Origin of the sequence: Amycolatopsis keratiniphila subsp. keratiniphila (assembly GCF_001620365.2) — a bacterium.
Classification (GTDB): domain Bacteria; phylum Actinomycetota; class Actinomycetes; order Mycobacteriales; family Pseudonocardiaceae; genus Amycolatopsis; species Amycolatopsis keratiniphila.
This window is the reverse complement of record NZ_LQMT02000010.1, coordinates 88,378-107,321: the sequence shown is the minus strand read 5'-3', so window position 1 is coordinate 107,321 and position 18,944 is coordinate 88,378. Positions and strand designations below refer to the sequence as shown.

16 protein-coding genes are annotated in these 18,944 nt (G+C 67.8%); 9 read left to right on the top strand and 7 right to left on the bottom strand.

Annotated elements, in window-relative coordinates:
- Positions 1-275: 275 nt before the first annotated feature.
- The 5 genes from AVR91_RS08735 to AVR91_RS08720 all read right to left on the bottom strand — a co-directional run bounded on the left by AVR91_RS08735 (position 276) and on the right by AVR91_RS08720 (position 7,655).
- On the bottom strand, positions 276-1,658 hold the full coding sequence (locus AVR91_RS08735) for an FG-GAP repeat domain-containing protein (protein WP_063270774.1): 1,383 nt from the start codon (positions 1,656-1,658) through the stop codon (positions 276-278).
- A 34-nt stretch (positions 1,659-1,692) separates the two neighbouring features.
- A complete protein-coding gene (locus AVR91_RS08730; RefSeq protein WP_076857295.1) occupies positions 1,693-2,934 on the bottom strand; it encodes an FG-GAP repeat domain-containing protein in 1,242 nt (413 codons plus the stop codon).
- A 192-nt stretch (positions 2,935-3,126) separates the two neighbouring features.
- On the bottom strand, positions 3,127-3,651 hold the full coding sequence (locus tag AVR91_RS42750; RefSeq protein WP_143253935.1) for an NlpC/P60 family protein: 525 nt from the start codon (positions 3,649-3,651) through the stop codon (positions 3,127-3,129).
- Between the two features lie 33 nt (positions 3,652-3,684).
- Positions 3,685-6,888, bottom strand: a complete 3,204-nt coding sequence (locus AVR91_RS08725) for an AfsR/SARP family transcriptional regulator (RefSeq protein ID WP_083737459.1) — start codon at positions 6,886-6,888, stop codon at positions 3,685-3,687.
- Positions 6,889-6,980: 92 nt separating this feature from the next.
- A complete protein-coding gene (locus AVR91_RS08720; protein ID WP_063270777.1) occupies positions 6,981-7,655 on the bottom strand; it encodes a peptidylprolyl isomerase in 675 nt (224 codons plus the stop codon).
- A gap of 137 nt (positions 7,656-7,792) precedes the next feature.
- Here AVR91_RS08720 and AVR91_RS08715 point away from each other — a divergent pair, with 137 nt between their 5' ends.
- Positions 7,793-8,404, top strand: a complete 612-nt coding sequence (locus tag AVR91_RS08715; RefSeq protein ID WP_063270778.1) for a hypothetical protein — start codon at positions 7,793-7,795, stop codon at positions 8,402-8,404.
- A gap of 12 nt (positions 8,405-8,416) precedes the next feature.
- Here AVR91_RS08715 and AVR91_RS08710 read toward each other — a convergent pair whose 3' ends face one another.
- The gene (locus AVR91_RS08710) at positions 8,417-8,686 is read right to left on the bottom strand and encodes a DUF2631 domain-containing protein (RefSeq protein ID WP_037342353.1); all 270 of its coding nucleotides are present in this window, start codon (positions 8,684-8,686) and stop codon (positions 8,417-8,419) included.
- 95 nt (positions 8,687-8,781) lie between these two features.
- On the opposite strand from AVR91_RS08710, the gene dxr reads away from it, so the two are divergent.
- The 6 genes from dxr to map all read left to right on the top strand — a co-directional run bounded on the left by dxr (position 8,782) and on the right by map (position 16,236).
- The gene (gene dxr, locus AVR91_RS08705) at positions 8,782-9,987 is read left to right on the top strand and encodes a 1-deoxy-D-xylulose-5-phosphate reductoisomerase (RefSeq protein WP_063270779.1); all 1,206 of its coding nucleotides are present in this window, start codon (positions 8,782-8,784) and stop codon (positions 9,985-9,987) included.
- A gap of 3 nt (positions 9,988-9,990) precedes the next feature.
- The gene (locus AVR91_RS08700) at positions 9,991-11,220 is read left to right on the top strand and encodes a M50 family metallopeptidase (protein ID WP_063270780.1); all 1,230 of its coding nucleotides are present in this window, start codon (positions 9,991-9,993) and stop codon (positions 11,218-11,220) included.
- Positions 11,221-11,338: 118 nt separating this feature from the next.
- Positions 11,339-12,490: a flavodoxin-dependent (E)-4-hydroxy-3-methylbut-2-enyl-diphosphate synthase gene (gene ispG, locus AVR91_RS08695; RefSeq protein ID WP_073849032.1), complete on the top strand. Its 1,152-nt coding sequence runs from the start codon at positions 11,339-11,341 to the stop codon at positions 12,488-12,490.
- A 154-nt stretch (positions 12,491-12,644) separates the two neighbouring features.
- Positions 12,645-13,499 carry a GNAT family N-acetyltransferase gene (locus AVR91_RS08690; RefSeq protein ID WP_043848294.1) on the top strand — a complete coding sequence of 285 codons (855 nt, stop codon included), beginning with the start codon at positions 12,645-12,647 and terminating at the stop codon, positions 13,497-13,499.
- A 50-nt stretch (positions 13,500-13,549) separates the two neighbouring features.
- Complete coding sequence (locus AVR91_RS08685) at positions 13,550-15,355, top strand: penicillin-binding transpeptidase domain-containing protein (RefSeq protein ID WP_063270781.1); 1,806 nt, start codon at positions 13,550-13,552, stop codon at positions 15,353-15,355.
- Between the two features lie 23 nt (positions 15,356-15,378).
- A complete protein-coding gene (gene map / locus AVR91_RS08680; RefSeq protein ID WP_063270782.1) occupies positions 15,379-16,236 on the top strand; it encodes a type I methionyl aminopeptidase in 858 nt (285 codons plus the stop codon).
- Between the two features lie 57 nt (positions 16,237-16,293).
- Here map and AVR91_RS08675 read toward each other — a convergent pair whose 3' ends face one another.
- Entirely contained in the window at positions 16,294-16,983 is a 690-nt protein-coding gene (locus AVR91_RS08675) for a FadR/GntR family transcriptional regulator (RefSeq protein WP_063270783.1), read from the bottom strand.
- 48 nt (positions 16,984-17,031) lie between these two features.
- On the opposite strand from AVR91_RS08675, the gene AVR91_RS08670 reads away from it, so the two are divergent.
- Positions 17,032-18,279 carry a CynX/NimT family MFS transporter gene (locus AVR91_RS08670; RefSeq protein ID WP_052120832.1) on the top strand — a complete coding sequence of 416 codons (1,248 nt, stop codon included), beginning with the start codon at positions 17,032-17,034 and terminating at the stop codon, positions 18,277-18,279.
- 55 nt (positions 18,280-18,334) lie between these two features.
- A complete protein-coding gene (locus AVR91_RS08665; protein WP_228709160.1) occupies positions 18,335-18,847 on the top strand; it encodes a hypothetical protein in 513 nt (170 codons plus the stop codon).
- Positions 18,848-18,944: the final 97 nt, after the last annotated feature.

Genomic DNA, 18,944 nt, shown 5'->3' with positions numbered 1-18,944 from the left:
CGCTCCTCCCATGTCGTGGGAGGCGCCCTTGCGGTGAAGTCCGGGGCCGAGCGTGGCGGACCCCGCGGTCCGTTGCAGCGCCTCTCGACCTTGGCGACCAGACTACCGGACCCGCACAAGGGTGAGGTTCGGCTCGTACCCGAAGACCGCTCGATGAAGAACGCCAGGCTCCTCTGGCAGCGAAAAGACGCGGCCTCGCCCTTCCCAAAATCTGGGATGAGGGGCGAGGACGCGCCTGAGCCGGGGGCCGAATCGTCTTCCGGCCCCCGGCTTGCCTAGGCGAGTTCGCGGTAGCCGGCCCAGTGGGCCCCGTTCCACGCTCCGCCGCCCCAGTTCACGTGCCCGGCGCCGTCACCGGGGAAGAAGATGAGGCTGTTTCCTGGGTCGATGCCGATCACGTCGGCGCGGCCGTCGTTGTTGAAATCGCCCGCGACGAGTTCGCGGTAGCCGGCCCAGTGGGCTCCGTTCCACGCTCCGCCGCCCCAGTTCACGTGCCCGGCGCCGTCACCGGGGAAGAAGATGAGACTGTTTCCTGGGTCGATACCGATGAGGTCGGTGCGGCCGTCGCCGTTGAAGTCACCGGCGACGAGTTCGCGGTAACCCGCCCAGTGAGCGCCGTTCCAGGCGGCACCACCCCAGACCACGTGGCCCGCGCCGTCCCCGTTGAAGACGACGAGGTTGTTTCCGGGGTCGATACCGATGAGGTCGGTGCGGCCGTCGCCGTTGAAGTCACCGGCAGTGATTTCCCGGTAGCCGGCCCAATGGGCACCGTTCCAGGCAGCTCCGCCCCACGTGACGTTTCCCGCCCCGTCACCGGGGAAGAAGATGAGGCTGTTTCCTGGGTCGATGCCGATCACGTCGGCGCGGCCGTCGTTGTTGAAGTCACCGACGGTGAGCTCGCGGTAACCCGCCCAGTGAGCGCCGTTCCAGGCGGCACCGCCCCAGTTCACATGTCCGGCGCCGTCCCCGTTGAACCGGATGAGGCTGTTGCCGGAATCGATCGCCATCAGGTCCGCCCGCCCGTCACCGGTGAAGTCGCGTCCCGAACCGGAGGAGCCCCACACCGCGTCCGCGATCACTGCGGCTTGGGCGACATTGGCCCGGTAGTTCGACCCGTCCGGGAATGCTGAACGTTGAACCCGCTGGCAAATGTTCGCGATGTCACCGCTTTGCCACGAATTGTCGGGATAGTTCCGCAGCATCGCGTTCAGGAAGGCATTGGTGGCGTACACCGGATCGATCAGCTCGGCCGGCGTGCCCCAGCCTTGGCTCGGTCGTTGCTGGAACAGGCCGAGACTGTCGTGATCGACAGCCTGGTCGTAGTTGTTCAGGTGGGTCTCGGTGATCGCCGTGGTGATCGCGATGTTCGCCGCCCGGAGATTCAGGCCACGGGCCTTCGTCTGCCGGACGATCGCCCGTGCGCAGGAGGCGTTGTAGGCCGAGAACCAGCTGATCTGTGGACGCACCTTCGCGGACAGGGCCTCGTCCGCGGGGGTGACCCCCGCTGGGGCGCAAGGGGCGGTCGTCGCACTGGCGAGGAGGGCGAGCCGTTCGTTCTCGTCGGCGAGGGCCACTTCGGAGACGGACGTAGCGAACAGGCCCGCCAGGACCGCGGTCACCAGGAGACGGCGACTTCTGAGCGCCGTTTTGAGACGCATGGTCTTCCTTTCGATGAAGGTTCGGGGTGCGGGATCAGGCGAGTTCGCGGTAGCCGGCCCAGTGGGCGCCGTTCCACGCTCCGCCGCCCCAGCTCACCTGCCCGGCGCCGTCGCCGGGGAAGAAGATGAGGCTGTTTCCTGGGTCGATGCCGATCACGTCGGTGCGGCCGTCGTTGTTGAAGTCACCGGCGACGAGTTCGCGGTAGCCGGCCCAATGTGCGCCGTTCCAGGCACCGCCGCCCCAGGTGACGTGTCCGGCTCCATCGCCGTTGAACCGGATGAGGTTGTTACCCGCGTCGATCCCGACGATGTCGGTGCGGCCGTCGTTGTTGAAGTCACCGGCGACGAGTTCGCGGTAGCCGGCCCAGTGAGCGCCGTTCCAGGCGGCACCACCCCAGGTCACATGCCCGGCCCCGTCACCGTTGAAGACGACGAGGTTGTTGCCCGGATCGATGCCCGCGATGTCGGTGCGGCCGTCGCCGTTGAAGTCGCCCGCGGTGAGCTCCCGGTAGCCGGCCCAGTGGGCGCCGTTCCAGGCGCCTCCGCCCCAGGTGACGTTCCCGGCGCCGTCGCCGGGGAAGAAGATGAGGCTGTTTCCTGGGTCGATGCCGATCACGTCGGCCCGGCCGTCGTTGTTGAAGTCACCGACGGTGAGTTCGCGGTAACCCGCCCAGTGCGCGCCGTTCCAAGCGGCGCCGCCCCAGGTGACGTGTCCGGCGCCATCGCCGTTGAACCGGATGAGGCTGTTGCCGGAATCGATCGCCATCAGGTCCGCGCGCCCGTCACCGGTGAAATCGCGTCCGGACTCGGAGCCGGCTCCGATCCCGTTGTAGCGAAGCGGTCGATATCCGTTGTTGATCAGCTTCGTCCGCGAATACTGACTCGCGATGGCACCCGGGTCAGGGCCGGCGGGCCCGCCGTACGAAGTCTGCTCGTACACATTCGCGACGGTGTGGCCGGCGTCGGCCCAGCTCACGAAGAGCACCACATGGCTGTCGAAGTCGTTGATGGCATCACCGGGCAACAGATCGTCCAAGCTGTTGAGCAATGTGCCGTAACTCGGAAGTGATCTGGTGGTGGGGGCGGCCATGCCTGACGGCTGCAGTCCCCACGCCATGGAGATGAACCCGGAGCAGTCCATGCGGTAATCGCCGTACTGGTTCGAGTAGTGGTTGTATTGGGTGTATTTGACGTTCACGTCGACCCAGCTACGGGCGCGCCGCAGCACTTCGCTGCGGGAGATGGTCGCGCTCGCGGCCACGTCCGCCGCGGTCACCGTGGCTGTTCCGATGCCGCGTTGTTCGGGTGTCGCGTTCGGTGTGTCGACAAAGCCGGCGGGGGCCGCGTGCTCAACCGCTGTCGCGGCGGCCGGGATCGACAGGCATGCCATGGTCGCCGCGATGGTGGCCGCCGTGATCGTCCGTAGGATACGACTCTTTTCTCTTCTTCGGTAGCTCAAGACCAATCCTCAATTCTCGATCAACGAGTATCTGAACGGCATGTATCGGAAAGCTGCTTTTTCGTAGGGATAAACGACGCGCCGGTACACTGTTCCGGTACCGCCGCACTGCTCGAACGCCCAATAGGTCGAGCACCTTCGATCCGCCCAGTCGGCGAAGAGGGTGACGTGTCTAGTCAGCCTCGTGCCTTCGATGCAGAGCAGTGCGTCTCCGGCTCTCAGCCGGCGTTTGGCGACTTCAAATCCGACTTGGGCCAGTCCGATCGTGTCCAGGCCGCCATGTTTGTTCGAAGGTGCTCCAGGAATCCCCCATGCCATCGAAACGAAACCGGAGCAGTCCGTCCGATAGATTCCGTACTTGTTTTCGTGCAGCTTCTCTTGACTGTAGGGAACGGGGGGATCGAGCCAGCTCTTGGCTCGTTCGATGACCTGATCCCGATTGGTGCGGTGCCCGATAACTATCGGCGAAGCGGTCCTGTGTGCGGTTGAAAAGAGAGAGTCCGATGCCGTCTGCTTCGACTTCTCCTGTGTCACATGGAAATAGTCGCCGGTAGACCTCCAAGAGACCTACACGGCGCCCTCAGGAAGCTGTGGAGGAGCTATAAGATTCCTATAAGCGGCCTCGCGGTAGGGCCGTCGGGCACGCGCCTGCCAGGTCTGAGGCGTTTCGCCTGCCAATTCGGTCAGTTCGCGGGCCCCGGTGGTCGAGAAAAGAGCGAGCGCGTTTCGCCAATGCTCGTCGGCTTGTCCCGGTGTGCCGGCTTCCGCCGCGGCGAGGTCGCGCAGTGTTCGGGCCTGCCACAGTGGCAGCCCCAGTTCGGTCCACTGCACGAGCGCCTCGGCGAGCAGCGCCCGGGCACTTTCCTGATCGCCTGTCGCCAACGCGAGTTCGCCGGCGGTCCGCGTCATCAGTGCCACGCCGAACCTGTCACCGTGCTGGACACAGCCTGACAAGTTGGCTTCGAGCAGTTCATCGAGGCCGCACTTCGCTCCTTGTCGGATCGCCGCTTTGACGAACGACTGCCGCGCGTAGATGGCACCGAGATCGTCGCCGGCCTCCACCAACAGCTCTTCGGCCGTTCGGCTCAAGTCGACAGCCTCGTGAAGATCGCCTCGCGCACGACGGCACAGGCTCAATCCTCGGATCGACAGGGCTTCCCCACGCTTGTCCTGCAAGACCCGGTAGAGCTCCACGCAACTGTCGAAGTATCCGGCCGCTCGATCGAACCTTCCGCAATCGCAATGGATCGCGCCGAGCCCGTAGCGGACGGCCGCGAGGACGTCGGTCGCGCCGACTTCTTGTGCCAATGCCGCGGCCTTGGTGAGATCACGCACCGCGAGGTCGAACTCGGCTCTGTCACGATGAACAGTGCCGGTTCCGGCCAAGGTGATGGCGAGGGTCTCGACGTCGCCGACCGCTTCCGCCAGGTCCCCCGCCTGGCCGAAGTGTTCCAGAGCCGCCGCGAAGTCGTCCTTCTCGTAGAACAGTTGCCCGGCCCCGGCCAGCACGACGGCTTCGGCTTGTTTCCGGCCCGATGAACGCGCGGAAGCGAGCGCGACTTCGTTCACCCTCTGCCAGCCATCGAACTCGTTGCGCGCGGCGAACGGCGACGACAGCAGCGACGCGACGAACGTCGTGGTCGCTTCGTCGATGCCGAATTCGTGGGCTCGTTCGAGGACACGGACCACGGTGCCGGTCTCTGAACCGAACCACTCGGTCGGGCGGGTTTCCGCGACGACCGCGAGCCGCGGGTCGAGCACGCTTTGCACGTCGATACGAGGCCTCAAACCGAGTGTCACTCGCGGAAGCTGTCGCGCGGCGACTTCGACAAGGCCCATCCAGGTGAGAAGCATTCTGGTCACAGCCGTGACGACGAGCTCGTGTGGCTCGGCCTCGACCGCACGTTCGGCGCCGAATAGCCGCACCAGGTCGTGAAACCTGTAGCGGACTCTGCCCAATGTGTCCAGCCCGACCACTTCGAGCAGCCGAAGGTCGACTAGCTGCTCGACGATCTCTTCGGCGTCTTCGATGGATGTCTCGATCAGCGGTGCCGCCAGCCAAGCACCGAAATCGGGCAGGTCGAGCAGGGCCAGCAGATGAAAGACCCGCCGTTGAGGGGAGTTCAGCTCGCTGTAGTTGAGTCCGAGGCTGGACCTGATCGCCAGATCACCCACGGCCAGTTCGTCCAAGCGCCGACGTTCGTTGGACAACCGGGACGCGAGTGCGGAGAGCGGCCAGTGTGGACGTGCCAGCATCTTCGCGGCGGCCGTCCTGATGGCCAGGGGGACGCCGCCGCACAGGGTCACGATCGACCGGGTCGCCGGAGCATCGGCCGATGCCCTTTCCTCACCGATGATCCGGCTGAACATCGCGACACCGTCGTCGTCGCCCAGGAAATCGAGCTCGATGGACTCGGCACCTTCGAGGCCGGTCAGCCGTGAGCGACTCGTGACGATCACCAGACATTGGGAGTTGCCGGGTAGCAGGCTGCGGACCTGGAGTTCACTGCGAGCGTTGTCGAGGAGAATCACCAAGCGACGCCCGGAAACCTTCCATCGGTAAAGTTCTGCCCGCTCGTCGAGGCTGTCCGGTAGATCGGCGGCCGCCACACCAAGCGCGACCAAGAACCGCCTGAGGACCTCGTGTGCGTCGAGTTCGTGGTCTCTTCCTCGAAGATCGGCGAATAGCTGCCCGTCCGGGTAACTCTCGCGAAGCAGGTGGGCGGCGTGGATTCCCAGCGTCGATTTTCCGGCTCCACCGAAGCCGGACACCACTGCGATCGGCGTGGCCGTGCGACCGCTCGCCGGATCCGGGGCGCCGAGCCGGAGCAGCGCGTCGACCGACGCCGAACGACCGGTGAAATCGCTGATATCCGGTGGCAGCTGGCAGGGAGCGGAGGACGAGCCGGTAGACGTCCGGTTTCCCTTCGATTCCTCGATGGTCGTTTCCCGAGCGGGGTTCGACGGCGGCGTCCGGGGCTTGGGCGAGAGTGGTTGCAGTGCACCTGCCAGGATTTCCCGCTGCAGCCGCCGCAGTCGTTCGCCCGGCTCGACGCCGAGCTCGTCCATCAGGTGCCGTCGGCCGTCCTGATACACGGCGAGCGCGTCGGCTTGCCTGCCGCATTCGTACAGCGAATGCATCAGGAGCCCGCGTGCCTCCTCGTGGAGTGGGTTCTCGGCGACGGTACGGGTGAGCCGGGATGCCGCTTCTTCGGCTCTGCCGACGGCGAGGAGGCAACCGGCGAGCCCTTCGTCGGCACGCAAGCGATCTTCATCGAGCCTTGCGGCATGGCTCCGGGCGAAACGGGAGTCGACTCCACCGAGCGCAGGCCCTCGCCACAGGCTCAGTGCTCGCTCGTATGACTGGACGGCCGTGTCGAATTGCCGCAGCTGTTTCGCCTGACGAGCCGATTCGAGATGTCGCGCGAATCTTCCGAGGTCCGTTTCCTCGGCTGCGATGTTCAGGAGGTAACCCGGTGTGCGGGTGGTCAAGACGTCTTGTCCGCCCACGGCGGCGAAAGAGCGGCGAAGGATCGAGACGTAATTGTGGATGAGGGCGGTGGCTGATTGCGGCGGAACGTCGTCCCAGACCAACGCGATCAATTGCTCGACCGACACGACTTGGCGTGCGTGTATCACCAGAGCCGTGAGCAACGCCTTGGGTTTCGGCCCGCCGACCGCGACCTCGCCGTGGTCTCCGTGCAGCGCGAGCGGACCCAACGCAAGCAGGTGCATGCCAGAACCCCCCCTCAAGGCCAACATGATCAGCATCGCTTGGCGGGAGGTTTTCGTCACATGAATCGGTGAACAAAAAATGGGTTCGGCCGAACGGCCTACGATTTTGTGTCTTTTGGGCGCTCCGGTCAGAAACCGACGGTCGCCTTCTGGATCTTCACCGGCTTCGCGGGCAGTCCGTCCTGAGGCCCGTTCGGATCCGTCGGGATGATGCCGTTCGCCACGATCCGGTCCAGCACCTCCATGCCCCGCACGACCTTGCCCATCACCGAATAGTTCTTCGGGATGTTCGCGAACGAGTGCACGATGAAGAACTCGCTGCCGTTCGTGCCGGGGCCCTGGTTGCCCATGGCGATGGTGCCGCGTTCGTAGGTCTCGGTGCCGTCGACCTCGTCCGCGAACTTGTAGCCCGGCCCGCCCTTCTCGGCTTCGTAGATGTCGCCGCACTGCATGACGCCGAGGCGCGAGGAGTTCGTCAGGCGCCAGCACTGGCTGCGGTCGTAGAAGCGCTGCAGGGCCAGGCTCGCCAGGTTGTGGACGGCGCACGGGGCAGCGCCGGCGCGGTTCAGGCGCACGGTCACCGGGCCGTAGTTGAAGCGGAACGTGACGTCGACGGTGCCGCGGGTGAACGCGAAGGGGAGAGGCCGCAGGACCGGGCGGGCCGCGGGGTTTTCCGGTGTCGGCGTGAACTCGCAGCGCACGATCGGCAAGGACGCCGTGGCGGGCGCGGCGGTGGCGACGCCGGGCAGGAGCACGGCGGCGAGAGCGGAAACGACAGCGGTGACACCCCAGCGCAGCTTCATGAGGGGGAACCTAACCCAAAAGGATGGTCGTCGGGTAGCCGTTCACGCGGGGGTGCCGTCCAGGTGGTCGTGAGTGGCGATTCGGGTTAGAACACGAATCGCCACTCACGACCACCTGCACCGAACGGTCACCGCATATGCTGAGCTCACTCACCGCCGCGTACCTCGCCTTCTCCCTCGTCCTGCTCCCGCCCACCGAGATCCGGCCCGACCAGGTCGAACACATCGCCCTGCCGTGCGCCCAGGCGGGCGCGTCCGCCGACGACACCGACTCCGCCCAAAGCCTCAACCAGCAGCTCGCCACCAAGATGCGCGGCTACATGAACCCGTACAACACCTCGTGCGCCAGAGTGATCGTCGAGACCGTGCAGAGATCGGGGCTCAACGATCGCGCGGCGGCCATCGCGATCGCGACGGTGATCGTCGAATCGAGTATCGCCAACCTCGACGGCGGCCTCGGCGACTCGGTCGGGCTCTTCCAGCAGCGCGCGAGCTGGGGCTCCTTCGAACAGCGCACCGACCCGGTGTGGGCGACCGGCCGGTTCCTCGCCGTGATGCGGCAGTTCTACCCGAACGGCACTTGGAACAACGTCGCCATCGGGGAGGTCGCCGCGGTCGTCCAGCGGCCGGCCGCGAAGTACCGGCATCGCTACGGGGTCGAGGCCGGTGACGCGGTCAAGATCGTCAACGAGCTGTGGGCCCAGAACGGCGAATGGCCCCTGCCCACGAAGGTGGACAAGGGCCATTGAGCCGTGAAGGACCTACTTGCGCCAGGCCGTGCGCTGCTTGCGGATGTCGAGCACCAGCCCGAACATCATCAGCAGCGACAGGCCGATCAGCCACAGGTTCTCGGTCCAGCCGTGGTGGTTGCCGTACAGCATCACCAGCAGGATGATCGCACTCAGCCAGCCCGCGATCCGCGTCGCCTTCGGGAAGGAACCGTGCCAGCCCCACTCGGCCGACGGCTCGTCGCGCGGGTCGACGGTGTCGACGCCCACCCGGCCGCGCTTTTCGACCGCTTTGCTCGCCACGATCAACTCCTCAAAACCCGATGGTTCGCTTGCCCGCGAATGATCCCACACCTGGCTGCACGCGCCCGACGGGCCCCAAGCGACAATGAGCCCCGATGACTACCTCGCGAAGTGTGCTCGTGCTCGGTTCGACCGGATCGGTCGGCGCCCAGGCCCTCGACGTCGCGGCCCGCAACCCGGAGCTGTTCCGGGTCGCCGGGATCGCCGCGGGCGGCTCCGACCCCGCCGCGCTGGCCGCGCAGGCCCTGGCGCACCAGGTCGACGCCGTCGCCATCAGCAGGCCGACGGCCGTGGAAGACCTCCAGCTCGCGTTGTACGCCGAGGCGCAGAAGCGCGGCTACTCCAGCGGCGACTTCAAGCTCCCGCGCATCTTCGCCGGGGCCGACGCGGTCGTCGAGATGATCGACGCCACCCCCGTCGACGTCGTGCTCAACGCGCTCCCCGGCTCCCAGGGGCTCCCGCCGACCCTGCGCGCGCTCGCCACCGGCGCCACGCTGGCGCTGGCCAACAAGGAGTCGCTGATCGCGGGCGGGCCGCTCGTGCTGGCCGCGGCCAAGCCGGGCCAGATCGTCCCGGTGGACTCCGAGCACTCCGCGATCGCGCAGGCCCTGCGCGCCGGCCGAGAGTCCGAGGTCGCCCGGCTGGTGCTCACCGCCTCCGGCGGGCCGTTCCGCGGGCGTAAGCGCGCGGAGTTGGCCGACGTCACAGTCGAGCAGGCGATGGCGCATCCGACCTGGTCCATGGGCCCGCTCATCACGATCAATTCGTCCACTTTGGTCAACAAGGGACTGGAGCTGATCGAGGCGAAGCTCCTGTTCGACATCGAGACCGACCGCATCGACGTGGTCGTCCACCCGCAGTCGATCATCCACTCGATGGTGACCTTCGTGGACGGTTCGACGATCGCCCAGGCCAGCCCGCCCGACATGCGGCTGCCGATCGCGCTGGCGCTGCACTGGCCGGATCGCGTACCCGGCGCCGCGGCCGCGTGCGTCTGGGACAAGCCCGCGAGCTGGACTTTCGAGCCGTTGGACAACGAGGCGTTCCCGGCCGTCGAGCTGGCGAGGCACGCCGGGACCGTGGGCGGTTGCGTCCCGGCGGTCTACAACGCGGCGAACGAGGAGCTGGTGGCCGCCTTCCTGGCACAGAACACCGGCTTCACCTCGATTGTGGACACTATTGCCCAGGTGGTGGAAGCCGCCGACGAATGGCGTCGTGAACCTCGCGACGTGGATGACGTACTAGCTGCCGAGCGCTGGGCTCGCGCGCGTGCCGGTGCGCTGATCGGTAAGGGGAAGTAGCGCGTGCTCTGGTTCATTCTCGGGATCGTGCTGTTCGCGCTGGGTATCTGCCTGTCCGTCGCCCTGCACGAAGCCGGTCACATGTGGGCGGCCAAGGCCTTCGGCATGAAGGTCCGGCGCTACTTCATCGGCTTCGGGCCGACGATCTTCTCCTTCCGCCGCGGTGAGACCGAGTACGGCGTGAAGTGGATCCCGCTCGGCGGGTTCTGCGACATCGCGGGCATGACCGCGCTCGACGAGGTCACCCCGGAAGAGTCGAAGCGCGCGATGTGGCGCTTCAAGACCTGGAAGCGCACCGTCGTCATGTCGGCGGGTTCGGCGATGCACTTCATCCTCGGTTTCGTCATCCTGTACCTGATGGCCGTCACCATGGGCCTGCCGAACCCGGAAGCGGCGAACGCCCCGACCGAGCCGGTGATCAGCGCCACCGCCTGCGCCCGTTCGGCCACCACCCTGGAGCAGCTCAACGACACGACCTGCCCGGCGGGCGCGCCGACCCCCGCGAAGACCGCCGGGATCCAATCCGGTGACAAGATCGTGTCTGTCGCCGGCAAGCCGACGCCGACCTGGACCGACGTGCTCGCGGCCGTCCAGGTCGCCGGCGGCCCGACGCCGTTCGTGGTCGAGCGTGGTGGGCAGCGGGTGAACTTGACCGTCGACGTGCCCCGCGTGCAGCGCCTGCTTTCCGACAAGACCACGGTCAAGGAAGTCGGCATGATCGGCGCCTCGCCGGTCCCGAAGACGCTGGTGGCGACCTACGGCCCGGTCGACGCGGTAGGGGCGACACTCGACTTCACCGGCACGATGTTCGCCGAGACCGGCAAGCGGCTGATCGAATTCCCCTCGCGGATCCCCGCGGTGGTGGAGTCCATCTTCGGCGGCGAGCGCGACCCGAACACTCCGGTCAGCGTCGTCGGCGCCAGCCGGATCGGTGGCGAGGCCGCAGAGCGCGGCCTGTGGGAGATCTTCGTGCTCCTGCTGGCGAGCCTGAACTTCTTCATCGGCGTGTTCAACCTGCTGCCGCTGCTCCCGCTCGACGGCGGGCACATCGCGGTCGTCTGGTACGAGCGGGTCCGTGACTGGATCCGAAAGCTGCGAGGTAAGGCGGCGGGCGGACCGGTCGACTACACGAAGCTGTCCGCGGTCACGATGGTGCTCGTCTTCATCGGCGGCGCGGTGACTCTGCTCACCGTCACCGCCGACATCGTGAACCCGGTCAAGCTGTTCCAGTGACGCGGGAGGGTGGCGACGGAGCGCGCTGTCAGCATCATTGGGCTGCCCAGGTAACGCTGCTCACCGTGACGGCTGACGTCGTGGATGTCCGCCGATCGGGGTAGGTACGCTTGACGGCGTGACTGTCGCTCTTGGTATGCCAGCGCTTCCTCCTCCCGTCCTCTCCGAGCGTCGCAAGACCCGACAGCTGCAGGTCGGGCCGGTGGGCGTCGGCAGCGAGCACCCGATTTCGGTGCAGTCGATGACCACCACGCTCACTTCCGACGTCAACGCGACGCTGCAGCAGATCGCCGAGCTCACCGCTGCGGGCTGTGACATCGTGCGCGTCGCGTGCCCTTCGGCCGACGACGCCGAGGCGCTGCCCGCGATCGCGAAGAAGTCGCAGATCCCGGTGATCGCCGACATCCACTTCCAGCCGAAGTACGTCTTCGCCGCGATCGAGGCGGGCTGCGCGGCGGTCCGGGTGAACCCGGGCAACATCCGCAAGTTCGACGACCAGGTCAAGGAGATCGCGAAGGCCGCGAAGGACCACGGCACCCCGATCCGGATCGGCGTCAACGCGGGTTCGCTGGACAAGCGGATCATGGACAAGTACGGCAAGGCGACCCCGGAGGCGCTGGCCGAGTCCGCGCTGTGGGAGGCGTCGCTGTTCGCCGAGCACGACTTCTACGACGTGAAGATCTCCGTGAAGCACAACGATCCGGTGGTCATGGTGCGCGCGTACGAGATCCTCGCCGAGCAGTGCGACTACCCGCTGCACCTCGGGGTCACCGAGGCCGGCCCGGCGTTCCAGGGCACCATCAAGTCGGCCGTCGCGTTCGGCGCGCTGCTGCGACAGGGCATCGGCGACACGATCCGCGTTTCGCTGTCGGCGCCGCCGGTGGAAGAGGTCAAGGTCGGGATCCAGATCCTGCAGTCGCTGAACCTCAAGGAGCGCAAGCTCGAGATCGTCTCCTGCCCCTCGTGCGGCCGCGCGCAGGTGGACGTCTACACGCTCGCCGAGCAGGTCACCGCCGGGCTCGAGGGCATGGAGGTCCCGCTGCGCGTCGCGGTCATGGGCTGCGTCGTCAACGGCCCCGGCGAAGCGCGCGAGGCCGACCTCGGTGTCGCGTCGGGTAACGGCAAGGGCCAGATCTTCGTCAAGGGCGAGGTCATCAAGACCGTGCCGGAGCACGCGATCGTCGAGACGCTGATCGAAGAGGCCATGCGGATCGCCGAGGAGTCGGGCCAGACGATCGGTGAGGGAGAGCCCACCGTCACGGTCGGCTGACTGGTCGAGACCACGCTAGGAACGGTCCTTTCCTCGCAAATTTTGCGAGGAAAGGACCGTTCCTTGCATCTGGTGGCCCCGACCTGCCGAAGTTCTCTCAGCGTGTCGTCAAGCTTGCGTTCCGTTTACGCCGCTGATCTGGCACTCTGGAGTGGTGTTGCGGCTTGCAGGTGCACGGCTGCTCGATGATCGGGACTATCCCGCGGTCCGTGCCGCGCTCGCCACAGACCCGGTCGGCAGCTGCATGGTCAGTGCCAGGGTGGAGACGGCGGGTCTCGACCCCTGGCGGCTCGGTGGCGAGCTCTGGGCCGCCGATTCCCGTCCGGTGCGGGCGGGCAGGCTCCAAGGGCTGTGCTTCTCCGGGCCGAACCTGATCCCGTTGCGCGGCAACGCCTCCGCTCTGCGTTCCTTCGCCGATCGTGCCCTGCGCCGTCAGCGGAGCTGCTCGTCGCTGGTCGGCCCGGCCGAGCAGGTGCTGGGGCTGTGGGACGAGCTCGAGCCGGAATGGGGCCCCGCCAGGGAGGTCCGGCACGACCAGCCGTTGCTCGCGCTCGACGGGATTCCGTCCGTCGCCGCCGATCCGCTGGTCCGCGCGGTGCGCCCGGAGGAGCTCGACCGCTATCTCCCGGCCGCGATCGCCATGTTCGTCGAGGAGGTCGGCGTCGACCCCCGCAACGGTGACGGTGGCGCCGGATATCGCGCCCGCGTCGCGGAGCTGATCGCCGGCGGCCGGGCGTTCGCGCGGTTCGAAGACGGCGAGGTCGTCTTCAAGGCCGAGATCGGCGCGATGTCCTCCACAGTCGGCCAGATCCAGGGGGTCTGGGTGCATCCGGAACGCCGCGGCGGCGGTCTCGGCACCGCCGGGACGGCGTCCGTGGTGACCAGGCTCGTCCGCGGGATGGGCCGCACGGCCAGCCTGTACGTCAACGCCTACAACAGCCCGGCGCTCGCCGCCTATCGCAAGATCGGCTTCCAGCAGGTCGGGCAGTACGCGACGGTTCTGTTCTAGATCGGCGTTGCATCCGGGTGGAAGGTGCCCGGGCTGGCAGGATCCGGGGCATGCCTGCAGGTCGTCGTGTCGCCGTCGTCGTGCTCGCGGGGATGGTGGGCCTCTCGGCCGCCGGGTGCGGGCTCTTCGCCGATTCCGGGCCCGAAGACGCCATCACGGGTTTCCTCGGCGGGCTCTCGTCCGGTGACGTCGCCGCCGCGGCCTCCTTCACCGATTCGCCCGACGCCGCGCACGAGTCGCTGGAGATGGCGCGGAAGGCGCTTTCCCCCGAGTCGATCAAGATCGTGGACAAGCAGGTCCGGCACGCGTCCGGCGCGGACAACGGGACGGCGACCTATCAGCTCACCTGGAACCTGCCGCGCGGCCGGGTCTGGACCTACAAGGCCGACGCTCAGGTCCATTCCACGCAGGACGGCTGGAAGGTGCGCTGGCTGCCCACCGCGCTCCATCCGCAGCTGGCCGCGCAGCAGAGCATCGCGCTGAAGGCGGACCCGCCGGATCTGGCGCCGGTGCTGGACCGCGACGGGGTGCCGTTGCTGCGCCCGCAGACGGTCGTCAGCGTCGTGCTCGACCCGGCGAAGGCGGGCGACCTGGTGGCCGTCACCGACAAACTCGGCGCGGCGCTCAACCGGTTCGAGGCGTCGGTGACCGGCCAGTCGATCCGCGACGGCGTGAAGGCGCTCAAACCCGGCTCCGGCTATCCGGTGGTGAGCCTGCGGGCGAACAGCTACCAAGAGGTGAAACCCGAGATCTACGACCTGCCCGGGGTCCGGTTCAGCCAGCAGGAAAGGCTGCTGCCGGACGACAAGAACTTCGGCAAGCAGGTGCTGCCCGCGCTCCGGTCGCTCGTCGAGGACCAGGTGGAGGGCTCGGCGGGCTGGCGCGTCGTCACGCTCGACACGGGCGGTGGCGAGATCGTCGACCTGCACTCCGAACACCCCAAACCGGCGCCCGCGGTCGTCAGCACGCTCAGCGTGAAGGCGCAGGGGGCGGCGGAGCGGGCGCTCGCCCCGGTCCCGACGCCGTCCGCGCTGGTCGCGATCCAGCCGTCGACCGGCGAACTGCTGGCGGTGGCGCAGAACGCCACGGCGGACCCGCAGGGCGCGATCGCGCTCACCGGCCGTTTCCCGCCGGGCTCCACGTTCAAGATGGCCACCGCCGTCGCGGCGCTGTCCGCGGGCACGGTGCGGGCGGACAGCCCGGTGGATTGCCCCGGCACGGCCACCTTCGAGAACCGGACGGTGCCGAACGAGGGCAAGTTCGCCCTCGGCGTGGTCCCGCTCTCCACGGCGTTCGCCAAGTCCTGCAACACGACGTTCGCGAAGCTCTCGACAGACCTGCCTCCCGCCGCGCTGACCGACGCCGCACGCGATCTCGGCATCGGCGCCGACTTCGTCATCCCCGGCCTGACCACGATCACCGGTTCGTCGCCGCCGGCGAACACCGTCGCGCAGCGCGCGGAGAACGGGTTCGGCCAGGGGACCGTCGTGGCGAGCCCGTTCGGCCTGGCGGTCGCCACCGCCACGGTCCAGTCGGGCAAGGTCCCGGTGCCGACGCTGGTGCGGGGGATGGCCACCACCTCGTCCGGGCTCGGCAAACCGATCAAGCCGGAGGTGCTCGACGCGCTGCGCGGGATGATGCGCGAGGTCGTCACCGACGGCACGGCGACACTGCTCAAGCCCTTGCCGGACGTCCGGGGCAAGACCGGGACGGCCCAGTTCGGCGACGGCACGCATTCGCACGGCTGGTTCGTCGGCTACACCGGGGACCTGGCCTTCGCGGTGCTGACGACCGACGCGGGGACGTCCAGGCCCGCGGTCGAGGCCGCCCAGCGCTTCCTGGCGGGGCTCGGTTAGCCGCCAGGTCGTAGGCTGGGCTCATGTCCGTTCGATCCCCCTTGAAGCCCGGCGTCCAGACGCCGCGGCGAGTCGTCCCCGCAAGCATCGCCCGTCCCGAGTACGTCGACCGGCCGGCACCGAAACGCGACACGGGCAACGGGGTCCGCACACCCGAGGTGATCGAGGCGATGCGGGTCGCGAGCCGGATCGCGGCGCAGGCGCTGGAGGAGGGTGGCAAGGCCGTCAAACCCGGCGCGACCACCGACGACATCGACAAGGTGATCCACGAGTTCCTCCTGGACAACCACGCGTACCCCTCGACGCTCGGCTACCGCGCGTTCCCGAAGTCGTGCTGCACCTCGCTCAACGAGGTGATCTGCCACGGCATCCCGGATTCGACGGTGATCGAGGACGGCGACATCTGCAACATCGACGTCACCGCGTTCATCGGCGGCGTCCACGGCGACACCAACGCGACGTTCCTGGCGGGTGACGTCTCGGAGGAGGCGCGGCTGCTGGTCGAGCGCACGCGTGAGGCGACCATGCGCGCCATCAAGGCCGTCCGCCCCGGCAGGCAGCTCAACGTCATCGGCCGGGTCATCGAGTCCTACGCGAAGCGGTTCGGCTACGGGGTCGTGCGGGACTTCACCGGACATGGTGTCGGGCCGGCGTTCCACACCGCGCCGACCGTCCTGCACTACGAGGAGCCGTCCGTCGAGACGGTGATCGAGCAGGGCATGACCTTCACGATCGAGCCGATGATCACCCTCGGCACCATCGACTACGACATCTGGGCCGACGACTGGACCGTCACCACCAAGGACAAGAAGTGGACGGCCCAGTTCGAGCACACCCTCGTGGTGACCGAGGACGGCGCCGAGATCCTGACCCTGCCCTAAGCGGCTCGCAGCGCGTGAAGGCCCCTTTCNNGAAAGGGGCCTTCACGCGCTGAAGGGTCAGCTCTCGTCCTGCTCCACCCTGGCCAGGAGTTCGTCCAGGAAACCGCACGCCTCGGTGGCGGCCCGGTCGGCGTCGCGGTCGGCGATGGCCTCGGCGAGGCCTTCGTGCCCTATCTCCGGGAGGTACTCCCGGCCCGGCGTCACGTTCGACGTGGCGGCCACGCTGGCCGTGATCACCTCGGTGAGCCCGCGGTACATCTCGGTCAGCAGGGTGTTATGTCCACTTTGGACGACGGCGAAGTGGAACTCCGCGTCGAGGCGGGCGAAGTCCTCCCAATGGCCGTCGCGCAGCTCGGCGTTGCGGCGTTCGAGCAGGGACCGCAGCTCGACGACCTCCTCCTCGGTCCGCGACACGGCCGCGAGCCGGGCGCCCTCGACCTCGAGGATGCGCCGCACCTGCAGCACCTCGCGCAGTTCGGACCCGCAGAGCCGCCGGATGGCGCCCGAGACCTCGCTCGTCGCCCGCACGTAGGTTCCGTCGCCCTGGCGGACCTCGAGCAGCCCCGTGTGCGCGAGCGCGCGAACGGCCTCGCGGACGGTGTTGCGCCCGACGCCGAGTTGCCCGGCCAGCTCGGGTTCCGTCGGAATCCGCTGACCGATGGGCCATTCTCCCTGCGTGACGGCGTCACGCAGCTGCTCGATGACCTGATCGACCAGGCCGGCACGGCGCGTGGTGGCCAATGGCACAGCGTTGTCCCTTCATCCAATCATCCTATGTATGTGATACTAGCCGACGTGCGTGTCGACTCTCGAGAATCCGTGGCCCCGTTCGACGAAAGCCTTGAACTCGAAGGCTCGATCGAAACGGAGTGGCGGCCGGGAGTGATCACCGGTGGTGTCCTGCTCGGTGTCGCGGTGATCCTGGTGGCACTCAATCTGCGGCCCGCGATCACCAGCATCGGCCCCATGCTCGGCGAGATGCGCGACGACCTCGGCGCCACGGCGACCTGGGCAGGCGTGCTCACCACGCTCCCCGGCCTCTGTTTCGCCGCCGCCGGCCTCGCCGCACCGCTGCTGGCCCGCCGATTCGGGATCGGCGCGGCCATCGCGTCCGCGCTTTCGGTGCTGGCCGTCGGCCTGGTGCTGCGCGTGATCGACGGACCGTACGTCGTGCTAGGGGGAACCCTGGTCGCCACGGCGGGAATCGCCTTGGCGAACGTACTGATCCCGGTCGTCATCAAGGACTCCTTCCCGGCACGTGTCGGCATGATGACCGGCGTGTACACCGCCGCTCTGCAGGGCGGGGGCGCCCTGGGGTCCGCGCTCACCCCTCCCTTGGAGAACGCGTTCGGCGGCTGGCGCCAAGGTCTCGGCGCCTGGTCGGTACTGGCGGTGCTCGCACTCCTCGTCTGGATTCTCGCAGCCCGCGGTGCGGGACGTGCGCCCGTTGCCGAGGCAGGCAAGCAGGGTAGCGGGCGTTCGCTCCTGCGTAGCCCCCTTGCGTGGATGGTCACGCTTTTCTTCGGCACTCAGGCCTTTTTGGCCTACGTCGTGATGGGCTGGCTGCCGGAGGTGATGATCGACGCGGGGGTGAGCAAGGGGGATTCCGGGCTGCTGCTCGGGCTGATCTCGCTCATCGCCGTCCCGATCAGTCTCGTCGTGGCGCCGATGGCCGCCCGGCACAAGAGCCAGAGCCCGTGGATCGTCGGGCTGGGCGTTCCCGGCTTCGTCGGCATGGTCGGCATGATGGTCGCGCCCGCCGCCTCGCCGCTGCTCTGGTGCCTCCTCATCGGGCTCGGGATGAGCGTGTTCTCGCTCGCGCTGACGGTGATCGCGCTGCGGGCGCGCACCGGCGAGGACACCGCGCGGCTGTCGGGGATGGCGCAGGGCATCGGTTACCTGATGGCGGCCGTCGGGCCGTTCCTCTTCGGGCTGCTTCACGATCTCACGCACGGTTGGACCGTGCCCTGGATCATGATGCTCGCGGTCTTCGCCGCGCAGATGACCTTCGGTGCCTTCGCGGGCCGTCGCCGGTTCGTCTGAACGCGTTCAAAAAACTTCTTGACCCGTCCCGGGGCGGAGCCATAGCCTGAGTGAGTTGAACCTGTTCAAAAACTCGGTTCTGGGGGTCGGCGTGGTCGAGGGACTGGCGTACGGGACGGCGCTGGCGTGTTTCGCCGCGGTGTGCGTCGCCGTGGTGCCGGAGCGGACGCCCGCGGCGATCTCGTCGCTGGAGTTCTACCGCGCCGTGGACCGGGTGTGCGTGCAGGTGTGGAAGGACAGTGGCGCCGAGATCCAGCGCTACTGGCCGGATCCGGAGGGGGAGACCGCGACGGAGCTGCGCAAGTGGCAGCACTACGTCGCGGTGAAGGTGGACGACGCCAAGGACGTCCTCAAGGGGGCGACGGGGGTCCGCGCGGTGCCGGGAGGGGCGGCGACGGCGCGGGAGGAGTTCTTGGTGGCGATCCGCCGCTACGTCGAGGCAGCCGAGCGGTTTTCAGGGGATGGGGCCCGCTCGGCCGCCTTGATGGGTGCCTCGGACACCGAGATGAACGCGGTGAGCGCGCTCGCGGCGCGGAACGGGGCCCGCTCCTGCGACCGCGTCGTCTGAGAACGCATTTAGAGGACTGAATGCCGGGGACGGCAAGGGCGGCAGGGTTGTGAAAGCCACTTTCGCAACCTTCAACGTTGCGAAAGTGGCTTTCGCG